General features: G+C 42.9%; 11 protein-coding genes. 9 read left to right on the forward strand and 2 right to left on the reverse strand.

Annotated features, from left to right (window positions below; all coding sequences use genetic code 11):
- Window positions 1-321 precede the first annotated feature (321 nt).
- From lpdA to ACTJKG_RS24435, 3 genes are read left to right on the forward strand one after another with little or no spacing between them, the layout of a single operon-like run.
- Window positions 322-1,725, forward strand: coding sequence for a dihydrolipoyl dehydrogenase (gene lpdA, locus ACTJKG_RS24425; protein WP_440740648.1), 1,404 nt, complete (start codon window positions 322-324; stop codon window positions 1,723-1,725).
- Between the two features lie 44 nt (window positions 1,726-1,769).
- The gene (locus tag ACTJKG_RS24430) at window positions 1,770-2,156 is read left to right on the forward strand and encodes a four helix bundle protein (protein ID WP_172337732.1); all 387 of its coding nucleotides are present in this window, start codon (window positions 1,770-1,772) and stop codon (window positions 2,154-2,156) included.
- A gap of 10 nt (window positions 2,157-2,166) precedes the next feature.
- A complete protein-coding gene (locus ACTJKG_RS24435; RefSeq protein WP_440740649.1) occupies window positions 2,167-2,625 on the forward strand; it encodes a sterol desaturase family protein in 459 nt (152 codons plus the stop codon).
- Window positions 2,626-2,723: 98 nt separating this feature from the next.
- Here the strand turns inward: ACTJKG_RS24435 and ACTJKG_RS24440 are convergent, their stop codons facing one another.
- Window positions 2,724-4,040 (reverse strand): sugar MFS transporter, encoded by a 1,317-nt coding sequence (locus tag ACTJKG_RS24440; RefSeq protein ID WP_440740650.1) that lies wholly within the window; start codon window positions 4,038-4,040, stop codon window positions 2,724-2,726.
- A gap of 363 nt (window positions 4,041-4,403) precedes the next feature.
- Between ACTJKG_RS24440 and ACTJKG_RS24445 the strand changes: the two genes are divergently transcribed.
- The 4 genes from ACTJKG_RS24445 (at window position 4,404) to ACTJKG_RS24460 (ending at window position 10,398) form a co-directional block, all read left to right on the forward strand.
- Window positions 4,404-5,384, forward strand: coding sequence for a glycosyltransferase (locus tag ACTJKG_RS24445; RefSeq protein ID WP_440740651.1), 981 nt, complete (start codon window positions 4,404-4,406; stop codon window positions 5,382-5,384).
- 550 nt (window positions 5,385-5,934) lie between these two features.
- Window positions 5,935-7,602: an ArnT family glycosyltransferase gene (locus tag ACTJKG_RS24450; RefSeq protein ID WP_440740652.1), complete on the forward strand. Its 1,668-nt coding sequence runs from the start codon at window positions 5,935-5,937 to the stop codon at window positions 7,600-7,602.
- 899 nt (window positions 7,603-8,501) lie between these two features.
- Window positions 8,502-9,380 carry an EamA family transporter gene (locus tag ACTJKG_RS24455; RefSeq protein ID WP_440740653.1) on the forward strand — a complete coding sequence of 293 codons (879 nt, stop codon included), beginning with the start codon at window positions 8,502-8,504 and terminating at the stop codon, window positions 9,378-9,380.
- A 412-nt stretch (window positions 9,381-9,792) separates the two neighbouring features.
- Window positions 9,793-10,398: an FMN-dependent NADH-azoreductase gene (locus ACTJKG_RS24460; RefSeq protein ID WP_172337727.1), complete on the forward strand. Its 606-nt coding sequence runs from the start codon at window positions 9,793-9,795 to the stop codon at window positions 10,396-10,398.
- 17 nt (window positions 10,399-10,415) lie between these two features.
- Here ACTJKG_RS24460 and ACTJKG_RS24465 read toward each other — a convergent pair whose 3' ends face one another.
- Window positions 10,416-11,927 (reverse strand): serine hydrolase, encoded by a 1,512-nt coding sequence (locus ACTJKG_RS24465; RefSeq protein WP_440740654.1) that lies wholly within the window; start codon window positions 11,925-11,927, stop codon window positions 10,416-10,418.
- Between the two features lie 512 nt (window positions 11,928-12,439).
- Here ACTJKG_RS24465 and murB point away from each other — a divergent pair.
- Together murB and ACTJKG_RS24475 are read left to right on the forward strand one after the other, a co-directional pair.
- A complete protein-coding gene (gene murB / locus ACTJKG_RS24470; protein ID WP_440740655.1) occupies window positions 12,440-13,459 on the forward strand; it encodes a UDP-N-acetylmuramate dehydrogenase in 1,020 nt (339 codons plus the stop codon).
- A gap of 265 nt (window positions 13,460-13,724) precedes the next feature.
- Window positions 13,725-14,261, forward strand: a complete 537-nt coding sequence (locus ACTJKG_RS24475) for an RNA polymerase sigma factor (RefSeq protein ID WP_076376152.1) — start codon at window positions 13,725-13,727, stop codon at window positions 14,259-14,261.
- Window positions 14,262-14,315 lie beyond the last annotated feature (54 nt).

Genomic DNA, 14,315 nt, shown 5'->3' on the forward strand with positions numbered 1-14,315 from the left:
GGATCCCGATACTTGACTTTCTGTTATATCACATGATAAGGTTAGTCTTTTGGACTAAGTATGATCGGGAATTTATACCTTTTATAGCTGGCCGGGGTTCATTACACCGGCATATCAGTAAAATTGAACACATGGGAGGCTCATCCATTGATAAAGGATATATGAAGCTATTAGTAACGCTTGGTGTAATAGTTAATTTTATATGTCTTATGGGGTTGATAGGCGTAAAAACCTGATAAGGGGCAGTGATAATTTTGACCATTAATCTATAAAATAATAGCCTAATAACCATTAACTTTGCCAACCACAAAATAGACTACTATGCAATATGATGTTATCGTTATCGGTTCGGGCCCGGGTGGCTATGTAGCCGCTATACGTTGTGCCCAGCTTGGTTTAAAAACCGCGATTGTTGAAAAATATAATACCCTTGGCGGTACTTGTCTTAATGTAGGCTGTATCCCATCAAAAGCTTTATTGGATTCGTCTGAACATTACCATAACGCTTCCCATGCCTTTAAAACGCATGGTATCAACCTGGATAACCTGAAAATTGATTTCGGCCAGATGATCAAACGCAAGCAGGAAGTTGTTGATGCCAATACCAGCGGTATCACTTACCTGATGAAAAAAAATAAGATCGATACCCATCATGGTGTTGGATCTTTTAAAGATAAAAATACCATCATCGTTAAAAAGAGCGATGGCACAGAAACCGAGATCACCAGCAAAAATGTGATCATAGCTACCGGTTCAAAACCATCGGCGCTGCCATTCCTGAAGATCGATAAAAAACGCATCATCACCTCAACCGAAGCTTTAACCCTCACCGAGATACCTAAACACCTGGTGCTGATTGGCGGTGGTGTTATTGGTTTGGAGTTGGGTTCTGTTTACGCCCGCTTAGGCGCTAAAGTATCTGTAATTGAGTTTATGGATGGCATTATCCCAACTATGGATAAAGCTTTGGGTAAAGAACTGCAAAAAGTATTGACCAAATTAGGCATGGAGTTTTACCTGAACCACAAAGTTACCGGCGCTACCGTAAAAGGTAAAGAGGTGACTGTAACTTTTGATACGCCTAAAGGGGAAAAACAGGAGCTTAAAGGCGATTACTGCCTGGTGGCTGTTGGTCGTGTGGCTTATACCGATGGTTTAGGTTTGGATAAGATAGGCATCACTGTAGAAGAACGCGGCAGAAAAATTACCGTTAACGATCACCTGGAAACCAGCGTGAAAGGTGTATACGCTATTGGCGACGTAATTAAAGGCGCCATGCTGGCCCACAAAGCCGAAGACGAAGGTACTTTAGTTGCCGAGATCATTGCCGGTCAGAAACCACACATTGATTATAACCTGATCCCGGGCGTAGTATATACCTGGCCCGAAGTTGCCGCCGTTGGTCAAACAGAAGAACAGCTGAAAGCAGCCGGTGTAAAATATAAAACAGGATCGTTCCCATTCAAAGCCAGCGGCCGTGCACGTGCCAGCGGTGATCTGGATGGTTTTGTGAAAGTACTGGCTGATGCTACTACCGACGAGATCCTGGGCGTTCACATGATTGGCCCGCGGGCTGCTGATATGATAGCCGAGGCTGTTGTAGCGATGGAATACCGTGCCAGTGCCGAAGATATTTCGCGCATGAGCCACGCCCATCCAACTTACACCGAAGCTATGCGCGAAGCCTGCTTAGCCGCTACCGACAACAGGCCGATACATATGTAGTTTATTTGTTGTAAGGTTGGAATGTTTTAATGTTGTAACGCTGTTTGAGTAAGTTTCAAAAGTTTGAAGATTTAGATATCTGGAATTTAGCTGTTTCAATTGCAGTTGAAGTTTATTCACTGTGCGATACTGAGCCTCTGAAATCTGATTGGGGAATGAAAGATCAGATAAGAAGAGCAGCTTGTTCTATGTCTGATAATATTGCAGAAGGGTTTGAGTATAACAACAACCCTGATTTTATCAGATTTTTAAACTATGCAAAAGGTTCATCCGGCGAGTTTAGAAATAAATTGGTGATTTTATACAGATCGGGTAAGATCAATGGTACGGTGTATAATGATTTGTATGCAAAAAGTATTGAATTCTCGGGTAAAACGAAATCACTAATTGATTATCTAAAGAAGTTTGAGGCCGAAAAGAAGAAAAAGTAACATTTCAACCTTGCAACATTTCAACTTTACAACGGTATTTTTAAACATTGGTATCGTGTTGCTTACCATAGTCCTGATGGAATTATTATCCTGGGCTATGCATAAATACCTGTTTCATGGGCCGCTGTGGTTTATTCATAAAACGCACCACCAGGAAAGGCATGGCTGGTTTGAGCTGAATGATCTGTTCAGCATTGGTTTCGCCGCCTTTGCTTTATGGCTGATGTGGATAGGGCACATTGATCTGGATTATCGTTTCTGGATAGGCACAGGCATCAGTATATACGGTATCATCTACTTTATTTTTCATGATTGGTTTATCCATAATCGCTTTAAAGCATTTAAAAGCAATAACCGCTACCTGGCAGGTATTCGCAGAGCGCATAAAATACATCATAAATCCACACAGAAAAATCCTTCGGAAGAGTTTGGTTTGCTGGTGGCGAGCAGGAAGTGGTTTAGGAAATAGTATCTGAACCATGATTTTTAGGATTTAAAGATGGGCATGATTATTTTTAAAAAAATCAAGGTAATCCTAAAATCCCCAAAATCAAGGTTCAGAAAATCTTACACCGCTATCACATGTTTCCCTTTCTTATACCCAATAGCGGCAAAATAAAGTATGAACAAGTAAATAGGCAACAGGATCCAATACGAGGTTTGCGCTGCTTCTTCGGGGCCGAGGCTTGTTTTAAAGCTGTCGACCAGGAAGCCATAAATAGGTGGGAAAACCGCTGCGCCTGCAATACCCATCACCAGTAATGACGAACCGATCTTGGTGAACCGGCCTAGGCCAGACAAAGCCAATGGCCATATAGCAGGCCACATTAATGAATTGGCCAGCCCCAAAAGAGCAATACAAGCCACAGAGGCATATTTAGGAACAATTAAGGCAACCGCGGTTAAAATCACTCCCAACACGGCCGAGTATACCAGCGCCTTTTGCTGTGAAATGTAACGAGGGATAAATAAAATACCCGCTATATAACCTATAACCATACAAGCCAATGTACCAGAAGCAAAATATTTGGCGGTAGATAGTGGTATATGATGCGCAACACCATAGCTGATGATAGAGTCGCCGGCTATAACTTCGGCACCTACATACAGGAACAGGGCAATTACACCCAATATCAAATGTGGAAACTCGAATACGCTGGTTTTGCCCGAGTTGGCAGCCGCTACAGTTTCGTCTTCATGATCTGTATCAATTTCTGGCAGGCCCGAAAAATAGATCAGCACGGCCAATACTGCCAATACAATAACAATAAGTACATAAGGCAAAATTACCCTGGAAGCCAGTTCATTCAATTCGGCTATTTTTTGAGTGGCATCCAATTTGGCCAGGTTAGCTGTAAAAGCGTCGATGTTTTTTAACACTACGGCACCTAATGCAATTGGCGCCAGCACACCGGCAAATTTATTACAGATACCCATAATGCTGATACGTTTGGCAGCGCTTTCGGGCGGGCCAACTATAGTGATATACGGATTTGAGGCAGATTGTAAAACGGCCAATCCCGAACCCTGTACAAATAGGCCGATCAGGAAAATAGCATAAGTGCGCGTTAATGCCGCTGGGATAAATATGAGTGCGCCAACCGCCATAATGAGCAAACCTACAGCCATGCCATTTTTAAAGCCAAATAGTTTAAGCAGCCAGGCCGATGGGTTGGCCATTAACAAATAGGCAATGTAAAAAGCACTCGCAACTAAAAATGATTCGATGTTATTAAGCTGGCAGGCAATTTTTAAGTAGGGTATCAATACCGAGTTTAACCAGGTTACAAACCCGAAGATGAAAAATAACGCGCCTATAATAATGATAGGGTTGATCCCTGAGCTTTTTACTGCCGCTTTTTCGGCTTTGATAACAGAATCCATTTCTTTTAGTTGAATTGTTAAGAACTTAATGAAGTTTCTAAAATAATTAAAAAAGTTGGGAGATTATATTGGTAATGTGAAAATTAGTAAAATTAAATGAAGATATATCTTCCTTATTTGGATGATTTACGTCATTTGTGTGGTTTTTTTGGGTAAATTTTCTTTAAAAAAAGAGTTGATAACCTATTTTATTGATTTATCAAACGTTTGCGTAGTGGTTTTTACATGCATTGCTTATAAAACTCAAGATTTATAAATAAAATTCAATTTATTGCAAGGTTTTAGCGCACACGGCGATTGATGTCGGAAATTTCCAATCCAAATTAAAATTCCGAAATTCGGGCGCTTACATTCATCGCCTGCATGAAAATATTAATCGTAAACAATACTGTGATACCGGCTGCCAAATATGGTGGTACCGAAAGGATGATCTGGTGGCTGGGCAAAGAGCTTAACCGCCTGGGCCATGAGGTTACTTACCTGGTGAGTGCGGGCTCCACTTGTCCCTTTGCTAAAGTATTGGTTTATGACCCTGCTGTGGATATGAACCAACAGGTGTCGGATGATGTGGATGTGGTGCACTTCCATTTTCAGGTTAGCGGATTTACAAAAAAGCCATACCTGGTTAATGTACACAACAATCCCGGCTACGGCCAGACACTTGATCAAAATTCAGTATTTGTATCGGCTAATCACGCTGCCCGCCACGGGTCATCCATGTATGTGCACCACGGTCTCGATCCTGATGATTACCCTACTCCTGATCTGCAGCAAAAACGCACCCATGTCCACTTTTTGGCTAAAGCGGCCTGGCGCGTTAAAAACGTAAAAGGAGCTATTGATATAGCCACTCAAAGCCACAGCAAGCTGGTGGTACTGGGCGGCACACGTTTAAACCTGAAGATGGGGCTGCGCTTTACGCCAAATTTAAATGTACGGTTTAAGGGCATGGTTGATAATGACCAAAAGTCGGTAGTGTTGAATGCTTCCAAAGCTTTGCTGTTTCCTGTTTTATGGCATGAGCCTTTCGGTTTGGCCATTATCGAAAGCCTGTATTTTGGCTGCCGGGTATTCGGCACACCTTATGGCTCGCTGCCGGAATTGGTACCGGCGGAGGTTGGCTTCCTGAGCAATAGCAAAACTGCGTTAACAACAGCGCTTAAGGATGTGGATTCTTTTAATAACCAGCATTGCCATGATTACGCCATGGAATATTTTACCGTTCAAAAAATGGCGCAGCGCTACCTGGAGTTATATGAAAAGGTACTCAACGGTGAAACCCTAAACCTGGTTAGCCCAACTTTGAAAGAAGCATCACCCAAGTATTTGCCCTGGAGGGAGTAAAAGCCTCTATTGGGTTGTTTACAACATAAGCATTTGTCATGCTGAACGGAGTGAAGTATCTATTATTGAACTTTTTAGTTGTAGAGATAGATCCTTCGTCCTTCAGGGTGACAATGTTTATGATATATTTTTAATTCCCTCCCCTCGGGCGGATGGTTGTGATGTGATTAAGTTAGGCTTTTTTGTAAACCCCATCGGGGTTAAAGCTTTGTAGGGAAATTTCGATAGCAAAACCAGTGCCGTAGGTACTGTACTTCGGTTGCATACCTACGGCATGCTAAATACTTATTCTTTGTTTTCTACAAAGCTTTTACTCCTACGGAGTAACCTTAAATAATGACATTGTTCCTTTCTGAGGGAAGGAATCGCACATGCCCCTGCCTTTAAAAAAACGATAAAGTAGAGCGGGTAAAAATAATTGTCATCTCGAACGGGGAGAGATCTTATACGCGGATAAGCTCATCGTAAAAGATCTCTATCTGCGATCGGGACGACTATGGTTTTCCTTTTCGTTTTATAATGTGTTATTTTGTACCCTAAATATCCCCTGGTGAACAGTTCAGTAAGCACTTTATCTTCCGCGTATAAAAAGCCATACATCGTAGTATTGGCATTGGGCATACTGGTGAATATAGCCGGCATTGGCATCAAATACTTTACCGATGATCCCAGTTTGTACAGCGTACTGGCCCGTGGTATGGCCCAAAGCAATAATTTTACTGATATTATTTATCATGGTAAGGACTGGCTCGACAAACCGCACTTCCCTTTTTGGATGGCTGCTTTGAGCTTTAAGATCTTTGGCATCAATACCATAGCCTATAAGTTACCCGCCCTGTTGTTTTTCCTGATGTCGGTGCTATATACCTATAAACTGGCCCGCAAGTTTTACGATCAGGAAACTACCCTTATTGCGGTACTGATATTGCTTACCGCGCAGCACGGACTCATGTCGAACACCGATGTGCGGGCCGAGCCTTATATTATGGGTTTGCTGATGGGGTCCGTATATCACTTTTATCAACTCAAAGAGCGCTTTGGCTGGGCCGATATTTTACTCGGCGCCCTGTTTACCGCCTGCGCCGTGATGACCAAGGGCATTTACCTGCTCATCCCCATTGGCAGCGCCATCATTGGCGATTACCTGTTTAAAAAAGATATTAAAAGCCTGTTCCACTGGAAATGGCTGCTGGCCTTTGTACTGGTTTGCGTGTTTACCCTGCCCGAAATTTATACCTTATATATACAGTTTGATATGCACCCCGAAAAAGTGGTGTTTGGCAAAACAGGCATATCGGGTATTCATTGGTTTTTATGGGATAGCCAGTTCGGTCGTTTCAATAACAACAGTTTTATCCGCAACAGTCATGGCAGCGTGTTCTTTTTTCTGCATACATTATTGTGGGCCTTCGCGCCGTGGATGCTGGTGTTTTATTACGCGCTTATCAGGCATATCGGCAAAATGATCAAAGGAGTAAAGCTGCCCGAGTATATCAGCATCAGTGGTTCGGTGGTGATGCTGCTGATATTTTCGATATCCAAGTTTCAGCTGCCCTTTTATACCAATATCCTGTTTCCCTTTTTCGCTATCATCACAGCTGGTTTTGTTAGGGAGGTGATCCAGAACAAAAACAAGTTCTTCACCATCGCTCAGTATACTATTGTGGTATTGCTCATCATCGCGGTAACGCTGCTCAACTTTGTTTTCGCACCCGAGCGCTGGCCCGTATTTGTAGCGCTCAGTATCTTGCTTATTGGCATTACCTTATATATTTATAAAAACAGCGGCAACCGGGAACGGGCCTTGTTTTTATTAACGGTGATAATAGGTTTATGGGTTAACGCTTACCTTATAGGCGTGGTTTATCCAACACTATTGAAATTTAAAGGCGATGTGCACGCTGCCGAATACATCAACCAGCATTATCCTAACGACGAAATCATCGCCGCTTTTGATGTGCCCAATGCCTTTGATTTTTACACCCACCAGCCGGTAACTTTTATGAGTATGGCCCAGGCGGCCTCGCATAGCAAAGCCCTTATTCTTATTGACGATGGCCTAAAGACCGAACTGGAAAAGAACCATACCGATTTCCGGATAGTACAGGCATTTTACAACTATCCCCGCGAAAACATTATCCTGCCATTCATCATCAAAACCAGCAGGTTGGGTACTTTGGAGCGGTTTTATTTGGTGAGGATAGGTAAGGGGTTATAAGTTTCTGTTAATGGTGCGGTGATAACACCGACCATGGGCTAAATTGAACAGTTTTGTCATCCTGAACGGAGTGAAGGATCTATTCTGCGATTGGAAGGTTTAATGATAGATGCTTCGTTCCTCAGCATGACAAACGTGTTTGGGTTTTTATGTAAAGACCCGGCAGTCGCTCGGCTCCAGCCCAAAGGTGTTGGGAAGATGAAAAAGTTGTCATTTCGACGAGGTACGAGGAGAAACTATCTCTTGAGCGCAGCGAAAAATCTTATACGTCGAGATAAGCAAATCGTACAAGATTTCTCTTCGCCCTCCCGCCCAGGCCTCAGCTTCTGCTCATCGAAATGACAACGTTCGGTATAAATTTATGTCTTCCCAACACCTGTCGGCTCCAGCCGAGTGACCATTATTAACTGGCCTCCGGCCGCTGTAGAAGACAAAGTGATATTTAATCGCGGGCCAGAGGCCTGCAAATAGTTGTCACGCGGCAGGAGCCGAGCGGCCGCGAAAAGCAGGGCGTATGAACCCCTCCCTGCCACCGCTCCGACCAGCCGCACCCCTCCCGTGGGGAGGGAACTTTAGCTTCGTCTCGGGGGACAAAAGCCATAAACAAAAAAAGCCCGGGGTATGTGCGATTCCTTCCCTCGGGAAGGGGAGGAAGGGGTTTCTTTAACAGATATAAGAATTCATCGCTTGACATCCCATACTATTATACCTACATTGCACTTGTAATTATCATTATCATGTTACCATTCAATTCGGTACTTCCTCCACCAGTTGTTGTTGCTTAAGCGGCGCAACCGGTTATTGCTGTAACATACAGCTTTAGCATATTCCTGCATCAGGCGGTTGTTTCGCGCTATCTCATTTTTTAGCCATTCTATTTTCTTATTTCAACCGCAACAATGAACAAATATATGTTTATGGTATTTGCCGGGGCATGCAGCTACGGTATACTTTCTACTTTTGTAAAACTGGCTTACCAGGCCGGCTACACCATCCAGGAGATCAGCGTTACGCAGGCTTCCATCGGTTTTATCGTGTTAAGTACATTAACGTTAATCCAGAGGTACAATAAAAAACCAGGAGGCGCCTCCATACCGGCATCAACCTGGCTTTACTTATTGCTTACCGGGTGCTGCATTGGCCTAACCTCCTATGTGTACTATCTTTCTGTAAAATATATCCCGGCTTCGGTGGCTATTGTATTACTTATGCAATTTACCTGGATAGGTATATTTTTGGAGTGGGCGTTTTTTAATAAAAAGCCAACGGCCATTCAATTGCTGATCATCGGTGTTATCTGGATAGCCACCATTATGGCCAGCGGGATGCTGGGCTCACAAAATGGCCATCTGCCGGCTATAGGTATATTGTATGGTATGTTATCCGCCTTATTTTACGCTGGTTTTATTTTGATCAACAGCAGGTTAAAATATGAGGGATCTTCTTTAACCAAAAGCTCAGTCATGATCCTTGGCTCGGCTGTTTCGCTGATCATTCTTACCGGTCATCAATTATTGGCCGTTCACCATTTTAATATACAACTGCTCAAATGGGGTGCGTTCCTGGCTCTTTTTGGTACTATTATCCCGCCGCTGCTATTTGCCGCGGGCATACCCAAAACTGGTCACTTTAAAAGCTCGGTGCTCATGACCGCGGAATTCCCGGTGGCCATGTGCTGTTCCTGGCTTTTCCTGGGCGAAAAGATAAGTTTGCTGCAATGGGTGGGGGTTGTTGTCATGCTGATGGCTATAGTGGCTATAAAACGGAAAAAAACGTAGTTTTTTTGTTGCCTGACTTGACTGTAGTTCTCCTTGGGGTAAAGCCCATGATCAGACCTTCGTGGGTAATAACATGACGCAGAGTCGACTCATCCAGTCTACGCTTCGCTATACCACCCTATCTTCGCCTGCGGCGGAAAGAAACCTCACCCCGACCCCTCTCCAAAGGGGAGGGAGCTAAGAAACTTTTAAAGCTAAGTCCTCTCCTTTGGAGAGGACTTAGGTGAGGTCTTATGCGCGAAGCGGAGAGAGGGGTTGACAAGCGCAGCGATGTCGGGGTGAGTCGATGCCATGCGCTGTGGTGAAAAAAATCCGTCGCTTGTCCTATTCCCCAAATCCCGATCGTCATCGGGGTAATAACATTAAACAACATGAAAAACTTTGTATTAACCCTATCAAACCCATTATTAAAATGAAACAGATACTTCATATCCTATCAAGCGCGAGCGGCCAGGCTTCTGTAAGCATTCAATTGGGAAATGCCATTGTTGAAAAGATCATGCAAACCTATCCCGGTAGCGTGGTAAAAAAACGTAACTTATTGGAAAGCGAACTTCCGCATTTGGCAGAAAACCATGTTATCTCTTTTTTTACACCACCCGAAAACAGGACACCCCAAGATCTGGAAGCCATTATTCATTCTGATGAAGTAATAAGGGAAGTGAAAGAGGCGGACATCATCGTGATCGGGGCCCCGATGTATAATTTTTGCATCCATTCAAACCTGAAAGCCTGGATAGATCATTTAGTTAGGGTGGGACTTACTTTTAGATACGATGATAAAGGAAACCAGATAGCCCTGATAGAAGGGAAAAAAGTTTATCTGGCCCTTACGTCTGGTGCTGTTTATTCTGAAGGCCCCATGCGTCCGGCCGATCATGTAGAGCCCTACCTGAAAACCATCCTGGGCTTTATCGGCCTGACCGATATTACCTCTATCCGTGTGGAGGGATTAGCCATACCAGGTATAAAGGCCACTGCGCTGCAAAAAGCTATCGGCAGTATTTGTATCAGTTAAAGAGTACCTCAAGCCATTCAGGGTTTGGTTTTGCCTGTTAATTTGTTCAAAGCATCACCGCTTTCATGATCATTGGGATTCAGTTCAAGGGCCTTTTGATAAGCGGTGATGGCTTTTTCCTTTTGACCATATTCGGCAAGCGTTAAAGCATAATCTTTAAAAGCTCCGGTGCTTTTAGGGAATAGTTTGATGTGTGTTTCGGCAATTGCCAAAGCCTGGCTTTTTAAGCCTGCACGGCGAAACTCTAATGACGCACGGTTAAGGTCACTCTCGGTTATAATATAGTTTGTAGTATCGGTACAAAGTTTTTCAAGTCGGTCATCTGCATATACCCGGCCGTTTTTATACAGGTCTTGCGCGTAAGTAAATGCCAGGGAACTATGATATGGAACAGCTTTTCCGCAAAGCATATCCAATGCTTTCAAGTCATTAAAAGAGTTACACTTTCTGTTACGCAGCACAATCATGCATTGGTTTTTGTTGATATTACTGGCAAAAAAACTGATGGTACCAGGGTTGGCGCCAGAGCCCCAGATGATCTTTCCACAGGAGGTATCCTTAAAAATAAACCATCCCAATCCGCAGTATGTTAAATCAAAGGGCTGCGCCGGTTGCCCATTGTTCAGCCGGTAAGGGGTGCAGGCTTCTTCAAAGGTTTTTTGTTTTATTAATTTTCCTGCTTTCAGCGCCTTATCAAAGCGGAGCATATCTTCGGTAGTGCTGATGATGCCGCCACCGCCCGTTTCGAGGGCAAGGTTATAGGTCCATTCGCGCCAATCGCTCAGGGTGTCTGCCCATTGAAGTTTCATCTCAAAATGGTTGTTGTACTGGTAATTTTTAGCCCGGTTGGCTTCACTTTTTTGTGCCATCGATGTTTGTACATAACTGTGTGCCATACCAGCCACTTTAAAGATATGATCCCGGGTATAGTTTGCCAGGGTTTGCGCACTGAGTTTTTCTACCAGCAGGCCCAGCAGGTGATAGCCCAGGCTCGAATAGCCCCATTGTTCGCCTGGCTGAAACTTTAAATCATGATTACGACTGTACAGCAACACATTTTGCAGATCGTCATGAATGGTGAATTGCTTGTCGGGATTGGCTGTAAGCAGGGGATCTATCACACTCTCGATGTCGGGCAAGCCGGAGGTATGCGCCAGTAAATGACGAACGGTAATGGTAGGATAAGGAAACTCCGGGAAGTAATGTGCGAATGGTGTATCGAGATCAAGTAAGCCCTGTTCTTTTAATTGCAATATAGCTGTGGCGGTAAATAACTTCGAGATGGAGGCTAATTCAAATTGTGTTTGCTCGTTATTGGGCTTTTGGTTAGCCTCATCGCGTAAGCCGAAAGTTTGTTGATAAATAACCCTGCCTTTTTCGGCCACGGCTATATTTCCGTTCATTTCACGATCATGATAAAGGGCTTTATAATAACGGTCAAAGTTTTGAGATATTGACTGAGCCGAAACGTTTAAGGTTACTGCTTGTGTAAGGATAACGATGGTAACCAGGACTGTAATAAGACGCATAGTTTATCAAGTGAAGGTTTACTTAAATATAATTGGAGACATCAAACAGCGCTTAATAGTTACAGTTTTGTAAAGCGGTTAGGGTTAGTGTAGTTTCCTTTTTGAATGTCAGCAGATTTTCGTATATTTATATCAATCAACAGCCCGGTTCTCTTTAATCAGAGAACCGGGCTGTTTGGTTAAGGATAAAACAGATCAAAAATAGGCTGTTTTTTATTTAGTTATTTGACAATCAATTTTTTAAAACTTTTTAAAGTTTTTAAAACCCATCAAAAATTTGTTAAAAAGTGTTAAAATGGAGGTTTTTGAATAATTTTTAAGCTGTTTTGGGCCTGTTTTGATCCGTTTTTGAGTAATAATTTGTTAAAATTCAGGGTTTAAAAAGTTTTTTATATTGTTCGTCGGGTCATTACTTCAGTGGTTCGTTAGTATAAGTTCAGTAATAAAATAAAATTCCGAAATTCGCCCCCAATAAATCCGACATCGAACATCCGATAGCTGACATCAAAAATATGCTGCAAATACAGGAAAACGTATCCCTTAAAAACTTCAACACTTTTGGCATTGATGCTTATGCCCGTTATTTTGTGGAGATAAGCCACGAAGATAACCTGGTTGAACTGTTTGCCGATCCGCAATGGCAGCAAATGGATCGCCTGGTATTGGGCGGTGGTAGTAACCTGCTGTTGGTGAACAATTTTGAGGGCCTGGTGATCCGTATGAATATAAGGGGGATAGAACACCGCATTAGTCACAATGATGTTTTTGTAGAAGCCGGCGCTGGCGAGGTGTGGAACGACCTGGTAAACTTTTGCGTGGCTCGCGGATATGCCGGTATCGAAAACCTGAGCCTGATTCCCGGTTCGGTAGGGGCATCGCCCATTCAAAACATCGGTGCCTATGGTGTGGAGCTAAAGGATGCCTTTTTAAGCTGCCGCGCTTTTGAAATAGCCACGGGCACTTTTAAAATATTTACCAAGGCCGATTGCCAGTTTGGTTATCGGGAAAGTGTATTCAAAAATGAACTCAAGGGTTTATATATTATCGTGTCGGTCAAATTCCAGCTATCGCTTATTCCTAATGTCAACACGCAGTATGGTGCCATAGGACAGGAGTTGGCTAACCGGGGTATTACCGCGCCTACCATTAAAGATGTTTCGGAAGTAGTATCGTACATCCGGGTATCCAAACTGCCCGATCCATCTACTATAGGTAACGCCGGTAGCTTCTTCAAAAACCCGTTGATCACCCAGGATGAATTCAGCACGCTGTTGGCAAAATTCCCGGATGTGGTTAATTACCCGGGCGGTGATGGTTTGGTTAAACTGGCGGCAGGCTGGCTCATTGAGCAATGCGGCTGGAAAGGAAAAGTGGTGGGAAATACGGGTACCTGGAAAAATCAGGCGCTGGTATTGGTAAACCATGGCGGTGCCACCGGAACCGAAGTGTACAGTTTTTCGTCGCAAATCATAGACAGTGTGTACACTAAATTTGGCGTTATGCTACAACGTGAGGTGAATATTATTAGTTAAATAATTTTATTCTAACTAAAACTTCGCTTTCGTTTTACGTTAACTGTATAACATTCTTGTTACAGAAATAAATTTCATTGCTTTTTCATTTAGTTGAAAACTTTCATTTAATCTTCTGTTTTTCAGGGTATTGATTGCATTAATAGTGTAACTTTTACACTGTTGTGTTTTTTATTGAAAATCGCCTTCGTTGAAGTTTTGGCAAAAAAAACAATTTTTAAGTGGCATCATGGTTGCCTAAGTGTTGATACAAAACTTTAACAAAATGACAAAGATTGAGTTTAACACCCTAGTACTACGTCAGGCAAGTTCATTAAGGTCTTATGCCCTTCATTTTACTCATGACGCAGATGATGCTAACGACCTTGTCCAGGATACAATGTTGAAGGCCATAACTTATTACAATAAGTTTAAAGAGGGTACTAATTTAAAAGGATGGTTGTATACCATCATGAAAAATACATTCATCAACAATTATCGCCGTTTTGTTAAAATGAGCACTTTTGTTACCAAATCTGACGAGATCTCTTCTCCAAACCTGGTATACAGCTCGACAAAAAATCAAGGCGAGGCGAAATTTGTGATGGACGACATCAAAAGAGCACTTGACCGCTTACCCGAAGATTATTATGTACCCTTCACTATGTACTTTGAAGGTCATAAATACCACGAAATTGCCGATCACCTGGATATCCCGATCGGTACTGTAAAAACCCGCATCCACGTAGCCCGCAAGTTATTGAAAAAGAACTTGAAAGCTTATGATAACGGTATTGCCAAACCCGTTTACGCAGAGAATTAATACGATTAAACTCAAATATATATCATAGAAAAACCCGCTTTTTAGGCGGGTTTT

The sequence above is a fragment of the Mucilaginibacter sp. 22184 genome (assembly GCF_052045695.1).
GTDB lineage: Bacteria > Bacteroidota > Bacteroidia > Sphingobacteriales > Sphingobacteriaceae > Mucilaginibacter.

Excerpts from the sequence above, each read along its gene's own strand:
- lpdA (WP_440740648.1), top strand. The coding sequence starts at position 322 with ATGCAATATGATGTTATCGTTATCGGTTCGGGCCCGGGTGGCTATGTA.
- ACTJKG_RS24440 (WP_440740650.1), bottom strand. The coding sequence starts at position 4,040 with ATGGATTCTGTTATCAAAGCCGAAAAAGCGGCAGTAAAAAGCTCAGGG.
- ACTJKG_RS24445 (WP_440740651.1), top strand. The coding sequence starts at position 4,404 with ATGAAAATATTAATCGTAAACAATACTGTGATACCGGCTGCCAAATAT.
- ACTJKG_RS24455 (WP_440740653.1), top strand. The coding sequence starts at position 8,502 with ATGAACAAATATATGTTTATGGTATTTGCCGGGGCATGCAGCTACGGT.
- ACTJKG_RS24460 (WP_172337727.1), top strand. The coding sequence starts at position 9,793 with ATGAAACAGATACTTCATATCCTATCAAGCGCGAGCGGCCAGGCTTCT.
- ACTJKG_RS24465 (WP_440740654.1), bottom strand. The coding sequence starts at position 11,927 with ATGCGTCTTATTACAGTCCTGGTTACCATCGTTATCCTTACACAAGCA.
- murB (WP_440740655.1), top strand. The coding sequence starts at position 12,440 with ATGCTGCAAATACAGGAAAACGTATCCCTTAAAAACTTCAACACTTTT.
- ACTJKG_RS24475 (WP_076376152.1), top strand. The coding sequence starts at position 13,725 with ATGACAAAGATTGAGTTTAACACCCTAGTACTACGTCAGGCAAGTTCA.